Here is a 16860-nt window from a genome sequence, read left to right on the forward strand (position 1 = left end):
CCCCGACTGGACAAAAATCTGGCATAACCTGCGGACATTTGCCAGACTAGCGCTGCGCAAATTTGTATGATGAGTCTGCCCTGGCCGCGCTGAGACAGGCTCCAGCCAATTAGGGTAATGTCTTCCATGTCTAATCCATTTAATCCAGGCGATCTGACCGATGTCGATTTGCTGGAGCAACACCCGTTTGATCAAACTGACTACGATATTCTGAAATCTTACGAAGCCGTCGTCGATGGCCTCGCGATGCTGATTGGCTCGCATTGTGAAATCGTGCTGCACTCGCTGGAAGATTTAAAATGCTCGGCGGTGCGTATTGCTAACGGCGAACATACCGGCCGCAAAGTGGGGTCGCCGATTACCGACCTGGCGCTGCGTATGCTGCATGATATGACCGGAGCCGACAGTAATGTCTCGCGCGCCTATTTCACCCGCGCCAAGAGCGGCGTGCTGATGAAATCGGTGACCATCGCCATCCGTAATCGCCAGCAGCGGGTGATTGGCCTGCTCTGTATCAACATGAATCTGGACGTGCCGTTCTCGCAAATCATGTCGACGTTTATGCCGCCGGAAACTCCGGATGTCCCTTCGCCGGTTAACTTCGCCTCGTCGGTCGAGGATCTGGTGACGCAGACGCTGGAGTTTACCATTGAAGAGGTCAGCGCCGATCGCAACGTCGCAAACAACATGAAGAACCGTCAGATTGTTCTTAATCTGCATGAGAAAGGCATCTTCGATATTAAAGATGCGATTAACCAGGTGGCCGACCGCCTTAATATTTCCAAACATACGGTTTATCTCTATATCCGCCAGTTTAAAAGCGGCGATACGCAGGGGCAGGAGCGCTAATGCGTTACACGCTGTTGGTTACCGGGCCGGCGTACGGCACCCAGCAGGCGAGCAGCGCGCTGCTTTTTGCACGTGCGCTGCTGGCGGCGGGGCATCAGTTAGAGAGCATCTTTTTCTATCGCGAAGGCGTGCTCAACGGCAATCAGCTGACGGCACCGGCCAGCGACGAGTTTGATATCGTGCGCGCCTGGCAGGCGTTGCAGCAGCAGGGCGTGTTGCTGAACATTTGCGTGGCAGCGGCGCTTCGGCGCGGCGTAACCGATGAGCAGGAGGCTGCCAGTCTGGGGCTGGCAGGCGCGAATCTGCAGCCAGGATTTACGCTGGCGGGGCTGGGCGCGTTAGCCGAAGCGGTGCTTACCTGCGACAGAGTGGTGCAGTTTTGATGAAATCGATCGCCTTTGTTTTTACTCGCGCGCCTCACGGCAGCAGCAGCGGCAGAGAAGGTTTGGATGCGGTGTTGGCAACAGCCGCGCTCTGCGAGCAGGTTTCGCTGTTTTTTATCGGTGATGGCGTGCTCCAGTTGAGTGGCGATCAGCAGCCGGAGCAGGTGCTGGCGCGTAACTACATCGCCACCTTTGGCGTGCTGCCGCTGTATGATGTCGAGGCGTGTTATATTTGCGCAGACTCGCTGGCTGAACGTGGATTAACGCCAGAAAGCCCGCGCGTGCTGCCCGCTCAGGTGCTGGACAACGTTGCGCTGCAGGCGCGTTTGTCGCAGGCTGACCATATCCTGACCTTTTAAGAGGCGATAATGCTGCATACGCTGATAAGTTCTCCCTTTCAGTGCGATTATTTTTTATTGCTGCGCATGCTCAGGGCGGATGACGATCTTTTGTTGATGCAGGATGGCGTGCTGGCTGGTTTGCAGCAGAGCCGCCTGTTGCCGCCGCTGCTACAGGCCCCGGCGCGGCTGTGGGCGCTGAAAGAGGATGTAGTGGCGCGCGGATTGACTGCGCAAATATCCGCCAAAATCACCGTTATCGACTATAATGATTTCGTCACGCTGACGGTAAAACAGCAACAACAAATGCCCTGGTGAGCATAAGACGCCTGGTTATTTCTTGACACCTTTTCTGCTCAGCCCTAAAATTCCGCGTCCTCGTATTAATACGAGGCGATTTATTACGTGTTTACGAAGCAAAAGCTAAATCCAGGAGCTATTTAATGGCAACAGTTAATCAGCTGGTTCGCAAACCGCGCGTACGCAAAGTTGCTAAAAGCAACGTGCCGGCGCTGGAAGCTTGCCCGCAGAAACGTGGTGTTTGTACCCGTGTGTACACCACTACCCCGAAAAAACCGAACTCCGCACTGCGTAAAGTATGTCGTGTTCGTTTAACCAACGGTTTCGAAGTGACTTCCTACATTGGTGGCGAAGGCCACAACCTGCAGGAACACTCCGTAATCCTGATCCGTGGCGGTCGTGTTAAAGACTTGCCAGGTGTGCGTTACCACACCGTTCGTGGCGCGCTTGACTGCTCTGGTGTTAAAGACCGTAAGCAGGCTCGCTCCAAGTATGGCGTGAAGAAGCCAAAGGCTTAATGGTTCTCCGTTAAGTAAGGCCAAACGTTTTAAATTAAATGTCAAAATAAACTCGTAGAGTTTTGGACAATCCTGAATTAACAACGGAGTATTTCCATGCCACGTCGTCGCGTCATTGGTCAACGTAAAATCCTGCCAGATCCTAAGTTCGGATCTGAGCTGCTGGCCAAATTTGTAAATATCCTGATGGTAGACGGTAAAAAATCTACCGCTGAAGCAATCGTGTATACCGCGCTGGAGACCCTGGCTCAGCGTTCTGGTAAAACCGAACTGGAAGCTTTCGAAGTAGCTCTGGACAACGTGCGCCCGACTGTCGAAGTTAAGTCACGTCGCGTTGGTGGTTCTACTTATCAGGTACCAGTTGAAGTCCGTCCGGTTCGTCGTAATGCTCTGGCAATGCGTTGGATCGTAGAAGCTGCTCGTAAACGCGGTGATAAATCGATGGCTCTGCGCCTGGCGAACGAACTTTCTGATGCTGCTGAGAACAAAGGTACTGCAGTGAAGAAACGTGAAGACGTTCACCGTATGGCCGAAGCCAACAAGGCGTTCGCTCACTACCGCTGGTAATAACCGCGTAGTTATTGTTAACCCAGCGGGCGCTCAATTAGCCAACCCGCTGGGGATGACTTGTTTTGAACGTCCGAAAATCCGAGGAATCAAATGGCTCGTACAACACCCATTTCACGTTACCGTAACATCGGTATCAGTGCTCACATCGACGCCGGTAAGACCACTACCACCGAGCGTATCCTGTTCTACACCGGTGTTAACCACAAAATCGGTGAAGTACATGATGGCGCTGCAACCATGGACTGGATGGCACAGGAGCAGGAACGTGGTATTACCATTACTTCTGCTGCGACCACCGCGTTCTGGTCAGGTATGGCCAAGCAGTTTGAGCCGCACCGCATCAACATCATCGACACCCCGGGACACGTTGACTTCACCATCGAAGTTGAACGTTCCATGCGTGTTCTTGATGGCGCGGTAATGGTTTACTGTGCGGTTGGTGGTGTTCAGCCGCAGTCTGAAACCGTATGGCGTCAGGCTAACAAATATAAAGTTCCGCGCATCGCGTTCGTTAACAAAATGGACCGCATGGGCGCCAACTTCCTGAAAGTTGTTGGTCAGATCAAATCCCGTCTGGGTGCAAACCCGGTTCCTCTGCAGCTGGCTATCGGCGCTGAAGAGAAATTCACCGGTATTGTTGACCTGATCAAAATGAAAGCCATCAACTGGAACGAAGAAGATGCAGGCGTGACCTTCACTTATGAAGATATCCCGGCTGACATGGTTGACCTGGCTGAAGAATGGCATCAGAACCTGATCGAATCTGCAGCAGAAGCTTCTGAAGATCTGATGGAGAAATACCTTGGCGGCGAAGAGCTGACCGAGGAAGAGATCAAGAAAGCACTGCGTCTGCGCGTGCTGAACAACGAGATCATCCTGGTTACCTGTGGTTCTGCGTTTAAGAACAAAGGTGTTCAGGCGATGCTGGATGCAGTGGTTGAATTCCTGCCAGCACCGACCGACGTACCGGCTATCAAAGGTATGCTGGACGACGGTAAAGATACTCCGGCAGAGCGTCACTCTGACGATAAAGAGCCGTTCTCTGCTCTGGCGTTCAAAATTGCCAACGACCCGTTCGTGGGTAACCTGACCTTCTTCCGCGTTTATTCAGGCGTGGTTAACTCAGGTGATACCGTACTGAACTCTGTGAAATCACAGCGTGAGCGTTTTGGCCGTATCGTACAGATGCACGCTAACAAACGTGAAGAGATCAAAGAAGTTCGCGCGGGCGATATCGCTGCGGCGATCGGTCTGAAAGACGTGATCACCGGTGATACCCTGTGTGATCCGGCTAACCCGATCATCCTGGAACGTATGGAGTTCCCGGAGCCGGTTATCTCTATCGCGGTTGAACCGAAAACCAAAGCTGACCAGGAAAAAATGGGTCTGGCTCTGGGACGTCTGGCGAAAGAAGACCCGTCATTCCGCGTATGGACTGACGAAGAATCTAACCAGACCATCATCGCTGGTATGGGCGAACTGCACCTCGACATCATCGTTGACCGTATGAAGCGCGAGTTCAACGTTGAAGCTAACGTTGGTAAACCGCAGGTTGCTTACCGTGAAACTATCCGCGACACCATCAAGGATGTCGAAGGTAAACACGCGAAACAGTCTGGTGGTCGTGGTCAGTATGGTCATGTTGTGATCGACATGTACCCGCTGGAGCCGGGCGGCAAAGGTTACGAATTTGTCAACGACATCAAAGGCGGTGTGATTCCTGGCGAATACATCCCTGCGGTTGACAAAGGCGTCCAGGAACAGCTGAAATCTGGTCCGCTGGCGGGTTATCCGGTAGTTGATCTGGGCGTTCGTCTGCACTTCGGTTCTTACCATGATGTGGACTCCTCTGAACTGGCGTTTAAACTGGCTGCATCTCTGGCGTTTAAAGACGGCTTTAAGAAAGCGAAGCCGGTTCTGCTTGAGCCGATCATGAAGGTTGAAGTTGAAACGCCGGAAGAGAACATGGGTGACGTAATCGGTGACCTGAACCGTCGTCGCGGTATCATCGAAGGTATGGATGACACCGCTACCGGTAAAACCGTTCGCGCTCAGGTACCGCTGTCTGAAATGTTCGGTTATGCTACTGACCTGCGTTCTCAGACCCAGGGCCGTGCTTCTTACTCCATGGAGTTCCTGAAGTACGCGGAAGCGCCGAACAACGTCGCTCAGGCCGTTATTGAATCTCGTAGCAAATAAGCTACGGTTTTAGAATAGTGAACAGATGCCCTCATCACGGATGAGGGCATAACAGTAAGGAATATCGCCATGGCGAAAGAGCAATTTCAGCGTAACAAAACGCACGTTAACGTTGGTACTATCGGCCACGTTGACCACGGTAAAACCACTCTGACCGCAGCTATCACCACCGTTCTGTCTAAAACTTACGGTGGCCAGGCTCGTGCGTTCGATCAGATCGATAACGCGCCGGAAGAAAAAGCACGTGGTATCACCATCAACACTTCTCACGTTGAATATGAAACCCCGTCTCGCCACTACGCGCACGTTGACTGCCCGGGCCACGCCGACTATGTGAAAAACATGATCACCGGTGCTGCTCAGATGGACGGCGCTATCCTGGTTGTTGCTGCGACTGACGGCCCGATGCCGCAGACCCGTGAGCACATCCTGCTGGGTCGCCAGGTTGGCGTTCCTTACATCATCGTGTTCCTGAACAAATGTGACATGGTTGATGATGAAGAGCTGCTGGAACTGGTTGAAATGGAAGTCCGTGACCTGCTGTCACAGTACGACTTCCCGGGCGACGACACCCCGATCGTTCGCGGTTCCGCGCTGAAAGCGCTGGAAGGCGAAGCTGAGTGGGAAGAGAAAATCGTTGAGCTGGCTGGTCACCTGGATTCTTACATCCCTGACCCGCAGCGTGCTATCGATCTGCCGTTCCTGCTGCCGATCGAAGACGTATTCTCAATCTCTGGCCGTGGTACCGTTGTTACCGGTCGTGTTGAGCGTGGCGTGATCAAAGTTGGTGAAGAAGTTGAAATCGTTGGTATCAAAGATACTGCGAAATCTACCTGTACCGGCGTTGAAATGTTCCGCAAACTGCTGGATCAGGGCCAGGCTGGTGAGAACGTTGGTGTTCTGCTGCGTGGTATCAAACGTGAAGAGATCGAGCGTGGCCAGGTTCTGGCTAAGCCGGGCTCCATCAAGCCGCACACCACCTTTGAATCAGAAGTTTACGTTCTGTCCAAAGACGAAGGCGGCCGTCATACTCCGTTCTTCAAAGGCTACCGTCCTCAGTTCTACTTCCGTACTACTGACGTGACGGGTTCCGTTGAACTGCCGGAAGGCGTTGAAATGGTAATGCCGGGCGACAACATCAAAATGGTTGTTACCCTGATCCACCCGATCGCGATGGACGACGGTCTGCGTTTCGCAATCCGTGAAGGCGGCCGTACCGTAGGCGCGGGCGTTGTTGCTAAAATTATCGCTTAATTGTCGATAAGCTGGCGGAACCTTTGGTCCCGCTTTAGCCTGAAAAAGAGCGCTTCGGCGCTCTTTTTTTCATTTTTAATTCTCTCTTAATTTTGTGACACTTCACACGACCCGCCCGCATTAATCCCTACAAACTGCATGTTGTAATACAAACGATTCTCATTTAGAATGCGATCAAAATTTGTACTGGAGTCGTTGAATGTACGTCTGTCTGTGTAATGCGATTAGTGACAAAACTATCCGCGAAGCTATACGTCGCCATCAGCCAAAATCGATCCAACATTTGCGAAAAATTGTGCCGGTTGGTCAGCAATGCGGGAAATGCATTCGCACCACGCGTGAAATTATGGATGAAGAATTGCTGTTGCTGGCAGAATATAAAGAGATAGCTTAATAAATGCTGCTGAAAACCAGATTATTCGCTCACCCACCTTTACCAGCGGCGCAAGCTTGTTGTTACAGACATACAGGCTACGCGCTCTCCTCCGACGGCATTGTAATCTGTTCTGTTGTTTCTTATCCCGGCCTATATTTTTCACGTTAAAAACCAATATTTATTAATTAAGCAGATTTATCACGATATCTATTTCGACGTTATATATTGTCCCTCTTGTAGTCGATTTCTTTTTTACGCAATTCGCGGTGATATCAAAAAGGTAATTTATATCATCCTGAAAGAAACCGATTAATTGAAAAAATTAATAATTCAGAGGGAAATAAATGCGTTTGAATAAAATAGCAAAAGGATTATTGCTGGCAAGCTGTACCGTAATGGCAAGCTATAATGCGCTGGCGGTGAATGATGACTTGCTGGTTGATGACCAGAAAAATGTTATCGTTGGGTTAAATGAAGGGCATATGTATTCAACTGATGATGGAAAAACATGGCATGAAGTTTTTCCTGGTGGCAAAAGTGAAGATAATAAAGAAATAACATTCTTTGGAGAGGTTTCAGTAACCGTTGCTGAATATAGCTATGATTTTATTAACTACGCTTATGATGAAACGAAAGTGTATGACACAAAAAATCAATATATTATTCATGATGGTTGGCTCTGGCAAAATCAATGGTGGGCGGGTCCGGGACAGTTACCGGGTGTAGATCCTGTCTGGCTGAAATTGAAACCTGCTAAACCTGACATTATTAAAGTGTTACGCTTTAGCCCATATACCGGGCAGCAGGCGCTGGATTACCAAAAAGAACTTAAAGAAAAATCTGCTGGTAAGCGTAAAGTTATTGGCTATTTCCCGGAGTGGGGCGTCTATGAGGCGCATGATTATTTTACGCCAGACAAAGTGGCTTATGATCAAATATCCCACTTAAATTATGGTTTTGCTGTTGTTACTCCTGCCGGGGTTATTGAGACGCATGATACCTGGAAAGCGCCAGCATTAATGAAAGATATTGCTAAGCGCACTAAAAAGGCGGGCGTGATAAATATGCTTTCTGTAGGGGGCTATACCAACTCTCAGCTTTGCGCGGAGCGTTGTAATGAGCCTGTAGCAAACCAGGTTAATGTTTTCGAGGCCGCTACGGCTACGGCGTACCGGGTAGAACGGCTATCCCAGAGCATTGTTGACTACATGATGGAATGGGGCTTTGATGGCGTCGATATTGACTGGGAGTATCCCGCCACCGAAAAACAGGCGGCACAGTATACTCAACTGCTCAAAAGCCTGCGCGCTAAGCTGGATGCATTAGGCTTAAAAAACGATCGCTATTTCCAACTCTCATCGGCGGTTACAGCAAATCATAACAACATTATTTATACCAATCCGGCAGTGACGGCTCCTCTGCTTGATAGCGTTAATGTCATGAGCTACGACTATCACGGCGCTTTTGATGAAATTACCGGGCATAATTCGCCGCTTTATGCCAACGCCCTTGATAATGATAAGAAATTTAATATCGATTCCACTATGAAGGAATATCACCAAACCTGGGGCATACCGAAAAGCAAACTGATGGTCGGCCTGTCATGGTATGGTCGAGCATGGGATTCTGTCGCAGGTAGTGAAAAAGTTGCGGGTCTGCCGGGGCTGTTTAATGAAGGACGCGCAGGGGTAAAAGGCCAGTGGGACGATCAGAACGAGTTCACCGGGACCAACCCTTATCGCAAGCTTAAGCAGATGGCGCTGAGTAACAAGTTCAAACGTTACTGGGATGCGCAGGCGCAAGTGCCTTATCTCTATAACGTCCGTACAAAAGAGTTCCATACTTATGATGATGCCGCATCGATTAAGGGGAAAGTAGACTATATCGAACGTGAGGGTTATGGCGGTGCCATTATCTGGGACCTGAGTGGTGACACAGAAGATCATGAATTGGGTGCTATCTCCGCGAAGCTGCTTTCGCAGGAAATAGGACTTAACCTTAAGTATGAGGTTGCCCGTCAGCCTAATGGCAGGGTCGCTATCAAAACCACGCTGGATAAAGAAACGTTTAATGCTGAAAAACGCATTGTGATCTATATCAATGACACCTATGAAGGCGAGATATACAACGGTAAATCATATTACTCCTACAATACTTACCATGATGATGGTGGGGTAACCGTAAAAACAAACTTTACGGCAGAACCGAAAGTAGGCGATGAAGTAAGGGTGGTTCTGGCTACCGGCAAGCCCAACGCGAGCCATATTGTAGAGTCCAGTAAGCTACTGAAAAGTATTATCATAACGGAAGATATGCTTAAGTAAGATGACTTAAGGAGTCACGTCCGATGGCTGCGCCGCCTGTTTTCTCTTCAGGCGGCGTTTTTGCTATTTAGCCTTCTTTAATCTGTTATCACCTCTTGCGCAAAAGAATGTCCGGGCACCGCTGTTCAACGTGCAGCTCTCTCATTTTTCATATTCCTGCGCAAACGACTCCCTTTCTTCTGGCTGCCCATAACCTTACATGCTTAGCGCCGGTAAGAGGTTCGAATTTCGGCTCTCTGTCGCCTGAAGCAAAACTCGCCGTTGAGCATTCAAGCGCGATACACCGCCCAAACCAGTAAGGAGAACAGAGGAGAAAGTGGCAAGATTAAAAACCCGGTATAGGCTCAAAGTAACTGGAAGCGGAGGAAGCATAATGAAAGGCGATGCAAAAATCATAAGCCATTTGAATAAACTGTTGGGAAATGAACTGGTTGCTATCAATCAGTACTTTCTTCATGCGCGGATGTTCAAAAACTGGGGATTGATGCGCTTAAATGATGTGGAATATCACGAATCCATCGATGAGATGAAGCACGCGGATAAATACATTGAGCGTATTCTTTTTCTGGAAGGCATCCCCAATCTTCAGGATGTAGGCCGGTTACGCATTGGCGAAGATGTCGAAGAGATGCTGCGTTCCGATCTGGCGCTTGAAGTCGAAGGGGCGAAAGATCTGCGCGAGGCGATTGCTTGGGCGGATAAAGTGTTTGATTACGTTAGCCGGGATATGATGATTGAAATCCTTGCAGACGAAGAGCAGCACATTGACTGGCTGGAAACCGAGCTGGAGTTAATACAGAAAATGGGCATCCAGAACTATCTGCAAGCGCAAATCAGGGAAGAGCAATAGCATCAACCGCCTGCGTTTGCCAAACAAAGATAATCCAACCTGCTATAGCCAGACAAGGTCCAAATGGCTGTCGACGATGCCAGTCGGCAGCTTTATTTTGCCAGTAACAAAACATAAAGCGTGATAAGCCCAGCACGGCAGCAGCAGTGGCAATCAAAGGCAGCGCCTGCCAGCCACACCACGCGCCTAACGCGGCAAACAATTTCATATCGCCATAGCCGATACCTTTCCTGCGATACCATCCCCAGAATCCCCAATAGAGCATCCATAAACAAAGCCAGCCGAGCAAAGCGCCGGTAACGGCAGAAGCCAGACCTGCCGGTAGCAGCATCAGGTGATAAAGCAGCCCCAGCCACAGCAGCGGAAGCGTAATGGCGTCGGGTAACAAAAGATGTTGTCGATCGATGAGACTAAGCACAATCAGCGCTGCACTAAAAAGCAGTGAAAAGAGCAGCGAGACAGGAGAGGTTTGATAACTTACCAGTAAGGTAAACAGCAGAGAGGTGAGAATCTCCGTAATCAGCAAACGCCGCGGAAGCTTGATCTGGCAGTAACGACATTTTCCTTGCGCGCGACACCAGCTGTAAACAGGGATCAAATCTCTGCACATAAGGTGATGACCGCATTCCGCGCAGTGGGAAGAGGGGAGAGCGAGTGAAAGCAGCCATTGCCGTGCGGTAGCATCAGGCCGATAGCGATCGGCCGCCAGACAGAGAAAACTTCCCACCACCAAACCTGACAGCCCTGCCAGTAGAAGCGACAGCATACCATTCCCTTTTAGCCTTCTGTGAGTTGCTTTAGGGTAAAGCGTCGCGTTGAATCTGTCTTTCGCCTGTTACCTGCCGCTGAAGTCGGCTCGCAAAGAAAAATAGCCGGTTGCGCTGTGCCCACCACGTTCGCGTGGCCGCTTCCATTTTTTTAGCGCAATGCTCTTCAACGGGTTGCTATCTGAGCGGATTCCCGTATAATGCGCGGGCTTGCTAATATTGCGAGCGCGATTCGAGCAGAATCGCAGGCGAGTCGGATATCGACTGGCCTGACAATACTCCCGATTGGGGAGTTATATGCTGAACGATTACACTCCCCCATCAATCGTAATGGGTGCGAGGAGTAATTCTTTTCGTTTATAAAATAATTGGAGCTCTGGTCTCATGCAGAACCAAAGAATCCGTATCCGTCTTAAAGCGTTTGATCATCGTCTGATCGATCAATCAACCGCGGAAATCGTTGAGACTGCCAAGCGCACTGGTGCGCAGGTCCGTGGTCCGATCCCGCTGCCGACCCGCAAAGAGCGCTTTACCGTTCTGATCTCCCCGCACGTTAACAAAGACGCGCGTGATCAGTATGAAATCCGCACTCATAAGCGTCTGGTTGACATCGTTGAGCCAACTGAAAAAACCGTTGATGCTCTGATGCGTCTGGATCTGGCTGCCGGTGTAGACGTGCAGATCAGCCTGGGTTAATCAGGTCACCGAGCGATTGAGAGGTTGAAACAATGATTGGTTTAGTCGGTAAAAAAGTGGGTATGACCCGCATCTTCACTGAAGAAGGCGTTTCTATCCCAGTAACCGTTATCGAAGTTGAAGCAAACCGTGTTACTCAGGTTAAAGGTCTGGACAGCGACGGTTACCGCGCCATCCAGGTTACCACCGGTGCTAAAAAAGCAAACCGTGTGACCAAACCTGAAGCAGGTCATTTTGCTAAAGCTGGCGTAGAAGCTGGCCGTGGTCTGTGGGAATTCCGCACCGCTGAAGGTGAAGAATATACCGTTGGCCAGGACCTCAGCGTTGAAATTTTCGCTGAAGTTAAGAAAGTTGACGTAACTGGTACCTCTAAAGGTAAAGGTTTCGCCGGTACCGTTAAGCGCTGGAACTTCCGTACCCAGGACGCTACACACGGTAACTCCTTGTCTCACCGCGTTCCGGGTTCTATCGGTCAGAACCAGACTCCGGGCAAAGTGTTCAAAGGCAAGAAAATGGCAGGCCAGCTGGGTAATGAGCGCGTAACCGTTCAGAGCCTGGACGTAGTACGTGTTGACGCTGAGCGCAACCTGCTGCTGGTTAAAGGTGCAGTTCCCGGTGCTACCGGTAGCGACCTGATCGTTAAACCAGCTGTGAAGGCGTAAGGGGATAGCAATGGAATTAGTATTGAAAGACGCGCAAAGCGCGCTGACTGTTTCCGAAACTACCTTCGGTCGTGATTTCAACGAAGCGCTGGTACATCAGGTTGTTGTTGCTTATGCAGCTGGTGCCCGTCAAGGTACTCGTGCTCAGAAAACCCGTGCTGAAGTAACTGGTTCCGGTAAAAAACCGTGGCGCCAGAAAGGCACCGGCCGTGCGCGTTCAGGTTCTGTTAAGAGCCCGATCTGGCGTTCAGGTGGTGTGACTTTCGCTGCGAAGCCGCAGGATCACAGTCAAAAAGTTAACAAAAAGATGTACCGCGGCGCGCTGAAAAGCATCCTGTCCGAGCTGGTACGTCAGGATCGTCTGATTGTTGTCGAGACGTTCTCTGTAGAAGCACCGAAAACCAAGCTGCTGGCACAGAAACTGAAAGATATGGCGCTGGAAGACGTGCTGATCATCACCGGTGAACTGGATGAGAATCTGTTCCTGGCTGCGCGTAACCTGTACAAGGTTGACGTGCGTGATGCAGCAGGTATCGATCCGGTTAGCCTGATCGCCTTCGACAAAGTCGTTATGACTGCTGACGCAGTTAAGCAAGTTGAGGAGATGCTGGCATGATCCGTGAAGAACGTCTGCTGAAAGTGCTGCGCGCGCCGCACGTTTCTGAAAAAGCGTCTGCCGCGATGGAAAAAACCAACACCATCGTTCTCAAAGTTGCGAAAGACGCGTCCAAAGCAGAAATCAAAGCCGCTGTGCAGAAACTTTTTGAAGTTGAAGTCAAAGACGTGAACACCCTGGTCGTTAAAGGCAAGGTTAAGCGTCATGGACAGCGTATTGGTCGTCGTAGCGACTGGAAGAAAGCTTACGTCACCCTGAAAGAAGGCCAGAATCTGGACTTCGTCGGCGGCGCAGAGTAAGTCGGAGGAGAAGAACAATGGCAATTGTTAAATGTAAACCGACATCTCCGGGTCGTCGCCACGTAGTTAAAGTGGTGAACCCAGAGCTGCACAAGGGCAAACCATTTGCTCCGCTGCTGGAAAAAAACAGCAAATCCGGTGGCCGTAACAACAATGGCCGCATCACCACGCGTCACATTGGTGGTGGTCATAAGCAGGCTTACCGTATCGTTGACTTTAAACGCAACAAAGACGGTATCCCGGCAGTTGTTGAACGTCTTGAGTACGATCCGAACCGTTCCGCGAACATCGCGCTGGTTCTGTACAAAGATGGCGAACGCCGTTACATCCTGGCCCCTAAAGGCCTGAAAGCTGGCGACCAGATTCAGTCTGGCGTTGATGCTGCGATCAAAGCAGGTAACACCCTGCCGATGCGTAACATCCCGGTTGGTTCCACCGTACATAACGTAGAAATGAAACCAGGCAAGGGCGGTCAGATTGCTCGTTCTGCTGGTACTTACGTGCAGATCGTTGCGCGTGAAGGTTCCTACGTAACCCTGCGTCTGCGTTCAGGTGAAATGCGTAAAGTCGAATCTGACTGCCGCGCAACACTGGGCGAAGTCGGTAACGCTGAGCATATGCTGCGCGTTCTGGGTAAAGCAGGTGCAGCTCGCTGGCGTGGTGTTCGTCCGACCGTTCGTGGTACTGCGATGAACCCAGTAGATCACCCGCACGGTGGTGGTGAAGGTCGTAACTTTGGTAAGCACCCGGTATCTCCGTGGGGCGTTCAGACCAAAGGTAAGAAGACCCGTAGCAACAAGCGTACTGATAAATTTATCGTACGTCGCCGTAGCAAATAATATTAGAGGATAAGCCATGCCACGTTCTCTCAAGAAAGGTCCATTTATTGACCTGCACTTGCTGAAGAAGGTAGAGAAAGCGGTGGAAAGCGGTGACAAGAAGCCCCTGCGCACTTGGTCCCGTCGTTCAACGATCTTTCCAAATATGATCGGTTTGACCATCGCTGTCCATAATGGTCGTCAGCACGTACCTGTCTTTGTTTCCGACGAAATGGTTGGTCACAAGCTGGGTGAATTCGCGCCGACTCGTACTTATCGCGGTCACGCGGCTGATAAAAAAGCCAAGAAACGCTAAGGCAGGAGGAAGAGATGGAAACTATTGCTCAACATCGCCACGCTCGTTCTTCTGCTCAAAAGGTTCGCCTGGTGGCTGACCTGATTCGCGGTAAGAAAGTGTCGCAGGCTCTGGACATCCTGACCTACACCAATAAGAAAGCGGCTGTACTGGTCAAGAAAGTTCTGGAATCTGCCATTGCTAACGCAGAACACAACGATGGCGCTGATATCGACGATCTGAAAGTCGCGAAAATTTTCGTCGACGAAGGCCCAAGCATGAAGCGCATTATGCCGCGTGCGAAAGGTCGTGCAGATCGCATCCTGAAGCGCACCAGCCACATTACTGTGGTTGTGTCCGATCGCTGAGACTCTGGAGACTAGCAATGGGTCAGAAAGTACATCCTAATGGTATTCGACTGGGTATTGTTAAACCCTGGAACTCTACCTGGTTCGCTAATACCAAAGAATTCGCTGACAACCTGGACAGCGATTTTAAAGTGCGTCAGTTCCTGACTAAAGAACTGGCTAAAGCGTCTGTATCGCGCATCGTTATCGAGCGTCCGGCTAAAAGCATCCGTGTGACCATTCACACCGCTCGCCCGGGCATCGTTATCGGTAAAAAAGGCGAAGACGTAGAAAAACTGCGCAACGTTGTAGCGAATATCGCTGGCGTTCCTGCGCAGATCAATATCGCCGAAGTCCGTAAACCGGAACTGGACGCGAAATTGGTTGCTGACAGCATCACTTCTCAGCTGGAGCGTCGTGTGATGTTCCGTCGTGCGATGAAGCGTGCTGTACAGAACGCAATGCGTCTGGGCGCTAAAGGTATTAAAGTTGAAGTCAGTGGCCGTCTGGGCGGCGCAGAAATCGCACGTACCGAATGGTACCGCGAAGGTCGCGTACCGCTGCACACCCTGCGTGCTGACATTGACTACAACACCTCTGAAGCGCACACCACTTATGGTGTAATCGGCGTTAAGGTATGGATCTTCAAAGGTGAGATCCTGGGTGGTATGGCTGCTGTTGAACAACCGGAAAAACCGGCTGCTCAACCGAAAAAGCAGCAGCGTAAAGGCCGTAAGTAAGGAGAGTCGCTGATGTTACAACCAAAGCGTACAAAATTCCGTAAGGTGCACAAAGGCCGCAACCGTGGTCTGGCTGCCGGTACGGATGTGAGCTTCGGTACTTTCGGTCTGAAAGCTGTTGGCCGTGGTCGTCTGACTGCTCGTCAGATCGAAGCAGCACGTCGTGCTATGACCCGTGCAGTTAAGCGTCAAGGTAAGATCTGGATCCGTGTATTCCCGGACAAACCGATCACCGAGAAGCCGCTGGAAGTGCGTATGGGTAAAGGTAAAGGTAACGTGGAGTATTGGGTTGCCTTGATCCAGCCGGGTAAAGTCCTGTATGAAATGGACGGCGTTCCGGAAGAGCTGGCCCGTGAAGCATTCAAGCTGGCAGCAGCAAAACTGCCTATCAAAACCACCTTTGTTACTAAGACGGTGATGTAATGAAAGCAAAAGAGCTGCGTGAAAAAAGCATTGAAGAGCTGAACACTGAGCTGCTGAACCTGCTGCGTGAGCAGTTTAACCTGCGCATGCAGGCAGCATCTGGCCAGCTGCAGCAGACTCATCTGCTGAAGAATGTGCGCCGTGATGTTGCACGCGTTAAAACTTTACTGACTGAGAAGGCGGGTGCGTAATGACCGATAAAATTCGTACTCTGCAAGGTCGTGTTGTTAGTGACAAAATGCAGAAATCTGCAGTTGTTGCTATCGAGCGTTTCGTGAAGCACCCGATCTACGGTAAATTCATTAAGCGTACGACTAAGCTGCACATCCATGACGAGAACAATGAATGTGGTATCGGTGACGTGGTAGAAATCCGCGAATGCCGTCCGCTGTCCAAGACTAAGTCATGGACTCTGGTTCGCGTTATTGAGAAAGCGGTTCTGTAATAGAATCCTCTTTCTTACTAAAACCCTCTGCCTCGGCAGAGGGTTTTTTTTTGCCTGCGGTCAGCGGAAGACGTTCATACCGGCAAATTTGTCAGCATTGCAGCGGCAACGTGCCGGGCAGGTGACGCTGAAGTGACAAATAAGCACGTCTGGAGCGGCTTTCTGCCTCCTACAGAAGAATAACCATCAATAAGATGAAGAAGTGTGCAGATTACGATTGCTACAACGTGAACAATTCCTTAGAATGTCGCGTTCCTTAATTTACAGGTTCAAATATCGGCTCGATATGAGCCGTTTATTTTTTCTACCCATCTGCGGGGACCGGTGTTATAATGCCGCGCCCTCAATTATGGGGCTTTCTAACGACCCGTTGTTTGGGTCCCGAAGTAGTAGTTGACATTAGCGGAGCACTAAAATGATCCAAGAACAGACTATGCTGAACGTCGCCGACAACTCCGGTGCACGTCGCGTAATGTGTATCAAGGTTCTGGGTGGCTCGCACCGTCGCTACGCAGGCGTAGGCGACATCATCAAAGTTACCATCAAGGAAGCAATTCCGCGTGGTAAAGTGAAAAAAGGTGATGTGCTTAAGGCGGTAGTGGTGCGCACCAGGAAGGGTGTTCGTCGCCCTGACGGTTCTGTCATTCGCTTCGATGGTAATGCATGCGTTATTCTGAACAATAACAGCGAGCAGCCTATCGGAACGCGTATTTTTGGGCCGGTAACTCGTGAACTTCGTAATGAAAAGTTCATGAAAATTATCTCCCTGGCACCAGAAGTACTCTAAGGAG

At 50.5% G+C, this 16860-nt stretch carries 24 protein-coding genes; 23 read left to right on the forward strand and 1 reads right to left on the reverse strand.

Annotated features, from left to right (window positions below):
* Window positions 1-126: 126 nt before the first annotated feature.
* The 11 genes from J2X14_RS12355 (at window position 127) to bfr (ending at window position 9961) form a co-directional block, all read left to right on the forward strand.
* Entirely contained in the window at window positions 127-849 is a 723-nt protein-coding gene (locus J2X14_RS12355) for a helix-turn-helix transcriptional regulator (protein WP_352411511.1), read from the forward strand.
* Window positions 849-1232 carry a sulfurtransferase complex subunit TusD gene (tusD, locus tag J2X14_RS12360; RefSeq protein ID WP_352411512.1) on the forward strand — a complete coding sequence of 128 codons (384 nt, stop codon included), beginning with the start codon at window positions 849-851 and terminating at the stop codon, window positions 1230-1232. Before J2X14_RS12355 ends, tusD begins: the two co-directional genes overlap by 1 nt.
* Window positions 1232-1591, forward strand: coding sequence for a sulfurtransferase complex subunit TusC (tusC, locus tag J2X14_RS12365; protein WP_352411513.1), 360 nt, complete (start codon window positions 1232-1234; stop codon window positions 1589-1591). Before tusD ends, tusC begins: the two co-directional genes overlap by 1 nt.
* A 9-nt stretch (window positions 1592-1600) precedes the next feature.
* Window positions 1601-1888, forward strand: coding sequence for a sulfurtransferase complex subunit TusB (tusB, locus tag J2X14_RS12370; RefSeq protein ID WP_352411514.1), 288 nt, complete (start codon window positions 1601-1603; stop codon window positions 1886-1888).
* 125 nt (window positions 1889-2013) lie between these two features.
* On the forward strand, window positions 2014-2388 hold the full coding sequence (gene rpsL / locus J2X14_RS12375; protein WP_003852912.1) for a 30S ribosomal protein S12: 375 nt from the start codon (window positions 2014-2016) through the stop codon (window positions 2386-2388).
* 96 nt (window positions 2389-2484) lie between these two features.
* The gene (rpsG, locus tag J2X14_RS12380; protein WP_038629748.1) at window positions 2485-2955 is read left to right on the forward strand and encodes a 30S ribosomal protein S7; all 471 of its coding nucleotides are present in this window, start codon (window positions 2485-2487) and stop codon (window positions 2953-2955) included.
* A gap of 93 nt (window positions 2956-3048) precedes the next feature.
* The gene (gene fusA / locus J2X14_RS12385) at window positions 3049-5157 is read left to right on the forward strand and encodes an elongation factor G (RefSeq protein WP_352411515.1); all 2109 of its coding nucleotides are present in this window, start codon (window positions 3049-3051) and stop codon (window positions 5155-5157) included.
* A gap of 69 nt (window positions 5158-5226) precedes the next feature.
* Entirely contained in the window at window positions 5227-6411 is a 1185-nt protein-coding gene (gene tuf / locus J2X14_RS12390) for an elongation factor Tu (RefSeq protein ID WP_352411516.1), read from the forward strand.
* A 199-nt stretch (window positions 6412-6610) separates the two neighbouring features.
* A complete protein-coding gene (bfd, locus tag J2X14_RS12395; protein ID WP_352411517.1) occupies window positions 6611-6805 on the forward strand; it encodes a bacterioferritin-associated ferredoxin in 195 nt (64 codons plus the stop codon).
* Between the two features lie 326 nt (window positions 6806-7131).
* Entirely contained in the window at window positions 7132-9111 is a 1980-nt protein-coding gene (locus J2X14_RS12400) for a glycosyl hydrolase family 18 protein (RefSeq protein WP_352411518.1), read from the forward strand.
* Window positions 9112-9484: 373 nt separating this feature from the next.
* Entirely contained in the window at window positions 9485-9961 is a 477-nt protein-coding gene (bfr, locus tag J2X14_RS12405; protein ID WP_352411519.1) for a bacterioferritin, read from the forward strand.
* Here the strand turns inward: bfr and J2X14_RS12410 are convergent.
* Complete coding sequence (locus tag J2X14_RS12410) at window positions 9945-10727, reverse strand: prepilin peptidase (protein ID WP_352411520.1); 783 nt, start codon at window positions 10725-10727, stop codon at window positions 9945-9947. The genes bfr and J2X14_RS12410 overlap by 17 nt on opposite strands.
* 385 nt (window positions 10728-11112) lie before the next feature.
* Here J2X14_RS12410 and rpsJ point away from each other — a divergent pair, with 385 nt between their 5' ends.
* The 12 genes from rpsJ (at window position 11113) to rplN (ending at window position 16856) form a co-directional block, all read left to right on the forward strand.
* Window positions 11113-11424 carry a 30S ribosomal protein S10 gene (rpsJ, locus tag J2X14_RS12415; RefSeq protein WP_001181005.1) on the forward strand — a complete coding sequence of 104 codons (312 nt, stop codon included), beginning with the start codon at window positions 11113-11115 and terminating at the stop codon, window positions 11422-11424.
* Between the two features lie 32 nt (window positions 11425-11456).
* Window positions 11457-12086, forward strand: a complete 630-nt coding sequence (gene rplC / locus J2X14_RS12420; protein WP_352411521.1) for a 50S ribosomal protein L3 — start codon at window positions 11457-11459, stop codon at window positions 12084-12086.
* Between the two features lie 10 nt (window positions 12087-12096).
* Window positions 12097-12702 (forward strand): 50S ribosomal protein L4, encoded by a 606-nt coding sequence (rplD, locus tag J2X14_RS12425; RefSeq protein WP_010304939.1) that lies wholly within the window; start codon window positions 12097-12099, stop codon window positions 12700-12702.
* The gene (gene rplW / locus J2X14_RS12430; protein ID WP_352411522.1) at window positions 12699-13001 is read left to right on the forward strand and encodes a 50S ribosomal protein L23; all 303 of its coding nucleotides are present in this window, start codon (window positions 12699-12701) and stop codon (window positions 12999-13001) included. The genes rplD and rplW overlap by 4 nt, the downstream gene beginning before the upstream one ends.
* 17 nt (window positions 13002-13018) lie before the next feature.
* Window positions 13019-13840, forward strand: a complete 822-nt coding sequence (gene rplB / locus J2X14_RS12435; protein ID WP_352411523.1) for a 50S ribosomal protein L2 — start codon at window positions 13019-13021, stop codon at window positions 13838-13840.
* Window positions 13841-13856: 16 nt separating this feature from the next.
* A complete protein-coding gene (gene rpsS / locus J2X14_RS12440; RefSeq protein ID WP_004929772.1) occupies window positions 13857-14135 on the forward strand; it encodes a 30S ribosomal protein S19 in 279 nt (92 codons plus the stop codon).
* A 14-nt stretch (window positions 14136-14149) separates the two neighbouring features.
* A complete protein-coding gene (gene rplV / locus J2X14_RS12445; RefSeq protein WP_007891659.1) occupies window positions 14150-14482 on the forward strand; it encodes a 50S ribosomal protein L22 in 333 nt (110 codons plus the stop codon).
* A 17-nt stretch (window positions 14483-14499) separates the two neighbouring features.
* Window positions 14500-15201: a 30S ribosomal protein S3 gene (rpsC, locus tag J2X14_RS12450; RefSeq protein ID WP_085068468.1), complete on the forward strand. Its 702-nt coding sequence runs from the start codon at window positions 14500-14502 to the stop codon at window positions 15199-15201.
* A 12-nt stretch (window positions 15202-15213) separates the two neighbouring features.
* Complete coding sequence (rplP, locus tag J2X14_RS12455) at window positions 15214-15624, forward strand: 50S ribosomal protein L16 (RefSeq protein ID WP_008927134.1); 411 nt, start codon at window positions 15214-15216, stop codon at window positions 15622-15624.
* Entirely contained in the window at window positions 15624-15815 is a 192-nt protein-coding gene (gene rpmC / locus J2X14_RS12460; protein WP_141178026.1) for a 50S ribosomal protein L29, read from the forward strand. Before rplP ends, rpmC begins: the two co-directional genes overlap by 1 nt.
* The gene (rpsQ, locus tag J2X14_RS12465; RefSeq protein WP_003850147.1) at window positions 15815-16069 is read left to right on the forward strand and encodes a 30S ribosomal protein S17; all 255 of its coding nucleotides are present in this window, start codon (window positions 15815-15817) and stop codon (window positions 16067-16069) included. The genes rpmC and rpsQ overlap by 1 nt, the downstream gene beginning before the upstream one ends.
* A 415-nt stretch (window positions 16070-16484) precedes the next feature.
* A complete protein-coding gene (gene rplN / locus J2X14_RS12470) occupies window positions 16485-16856 on the forward strand; it encodes a 50S ribosomal protein L14 (protein ID WP_038629760.1) in 372 nt (123 codons plus the stop codon).
* The last annotated feature ends 4 nt before the right edge of the window (window positions 16857-16860 follow it).

The sequence above is a fragment of the Mixta sp. BE291 genome, from assembly GCF_031457955.1.
Taxonomy (GTDB): domain Bacteria; phylum Pseudomonadota; class Gammaproteobacteria; order Enterobacterales; family Enterobacteriaceae; genus Mixta.

Coding starts and splice junctions, on each gene's coding strand:
- rplP (WP_008927134.1), top strand. CDS start 15,214: ATGTTACAACCAAAGCGTACAAAATTCCGTAAGGTGCACAAAGGCCGC.
- tusC (WP_352411513.1), top strand. CDS start 1,232: ATGAAATCGATCGCCTTTGTTTTTACTCGCGCGCCTCACGGCAGCAGC.
- rplB (WP_352411523.1), top strand. CDS start 13,019: ATGGCAATTGTTAAATGTAAACCGACATCTCCGGGTCGTCGCCACGTA.
- rplV (WP_007891659.1), top strand. CDS start 14,150: ATGGAAACTATTGCTCAACATCGCCACGCTCGTTCTTCTGCTCAAAAG.
- rplD (WP_010304939.1), top strand. CDS start 12,097: ATGGAATTAGTATTGAAAGACGCGCAAAGCGCGCTGACTGTTTCCGAA.
- J2X14_RS12410 (WP_352411520.1), bottom strand. CDS start 10,727: ATGCTGTCGCTTCTACTGGCAGGGCTGTCAGGTTTGGTGGTGGGAAGT.
- tusD (WP_352411512.1), top strand. CDS start 849: ATGCGTTACACGCTGTTGGTTACCGGGCCGGCGTACGGCACCCAGCAG.
- J2X14_RS12400 (WP_352411518.1), top strand. CDS start 7,132: ATGCGTTTGAATAAAATAGCAAAAGGATTATTGCTGGCAAGCTGTACC.
- rpsL (WP_003852912.1), top strand. CDS start 2,014: ATGGCAACAGTTAATCAGCTGGTTCGCAAACCGCGCGTACGCAAAGTT.
- rplW (WP_352411522.1), top strand. CDS start 12,699: ATGATCCGTGAAGAACGTCTGCTGAAAGTGCTGCGCGCGCCGCACGTT.
- rplC (WP_352411521.1), top strand. CDS start 11,457: ATGATTGGTTTAGTCGGTAAAAAAGTGGGTATGACCCGCATCTTCACT.
- J2X14_RS12355 (WP_352411511.1), top strand. CDS start 127: ATGTCTAATCCATTTAATCCAGGCGATCTGACCGATGTCGATTTGCTG.
- bfr (WP_352411519.1), top strand. CDS start 9,485: ATGAAAGGCGATGCAAAAATCATAAGCCATTTGAATAAACTGTTGGGA.
- tuf (WP_352411516.1), top strand. CDS start 5,227: ATGGCGAAAGAGCAATTTCAGCGTAACAAAACGCACGTTAACGTTGGT.
- rpsC (WP_085068468.1), top strand. CDS start 14,500: ATGGGTCAGAAAGTACATCCTAATGGTATTCGACTGGGTATTGTTAAA.
- rpsQ (WP_003850147.1), top strand. CDS start 15,815: ATGACCGATAAAATTCGTACTCTGCAAGGTCGTGTTGTTAGTGACAAA.
- rpsG (WP_038629748.1), top strand. CDS start 2,485: ATGCCACGTCGTCGCGTCATTGGTCAACGTAAAATCCTGCCAGATCCT.
- rpsJ (WP_001181005.1), top strand. CDS start 11,113: ATGCAGAACCAAAGAATCCGTATCCGTCTTAAAGCGTTTGATCATCGT.
- bfd (WP_352411517.1), top strand. CDS start 6,611: ATGTACGTCTGTCTGTGTAATGCGATTAGTGACAAAACTATCCGCGAA.
- rpmC (WP_141178026.1), top strand. CDS start 15,624: ATGAAAGCAAAAGAGCTGCGTGAAAAAAGCATTGAAGAGCTGAACACT.
- rpsS (WP_004929772.1), top strand. CDS start 13,857: ATGCCACGTTCTCTCAAGAAAGGTCCATTTATTGACCTGCACTTGCTG.
- fusA (WP_352411515.1), top strand. CDS start 3,049: ATGGCTCGTACAACACCCATTTCACGTTACCGTAACATCGGTATCAGT.
- tusB (WP_352411514.1), top strand. CDS start 1,601: ATGCTGCATACGCTGATAAGTTCTCCCTTTCAGTGCGATTATTTTTTA.
- rplN (WP_038629760.1), top strand. CDS start 16,485: ATGATCCAAGAACAGACTATGCTGAACGTCGCCGACAACTCCGGTGCA.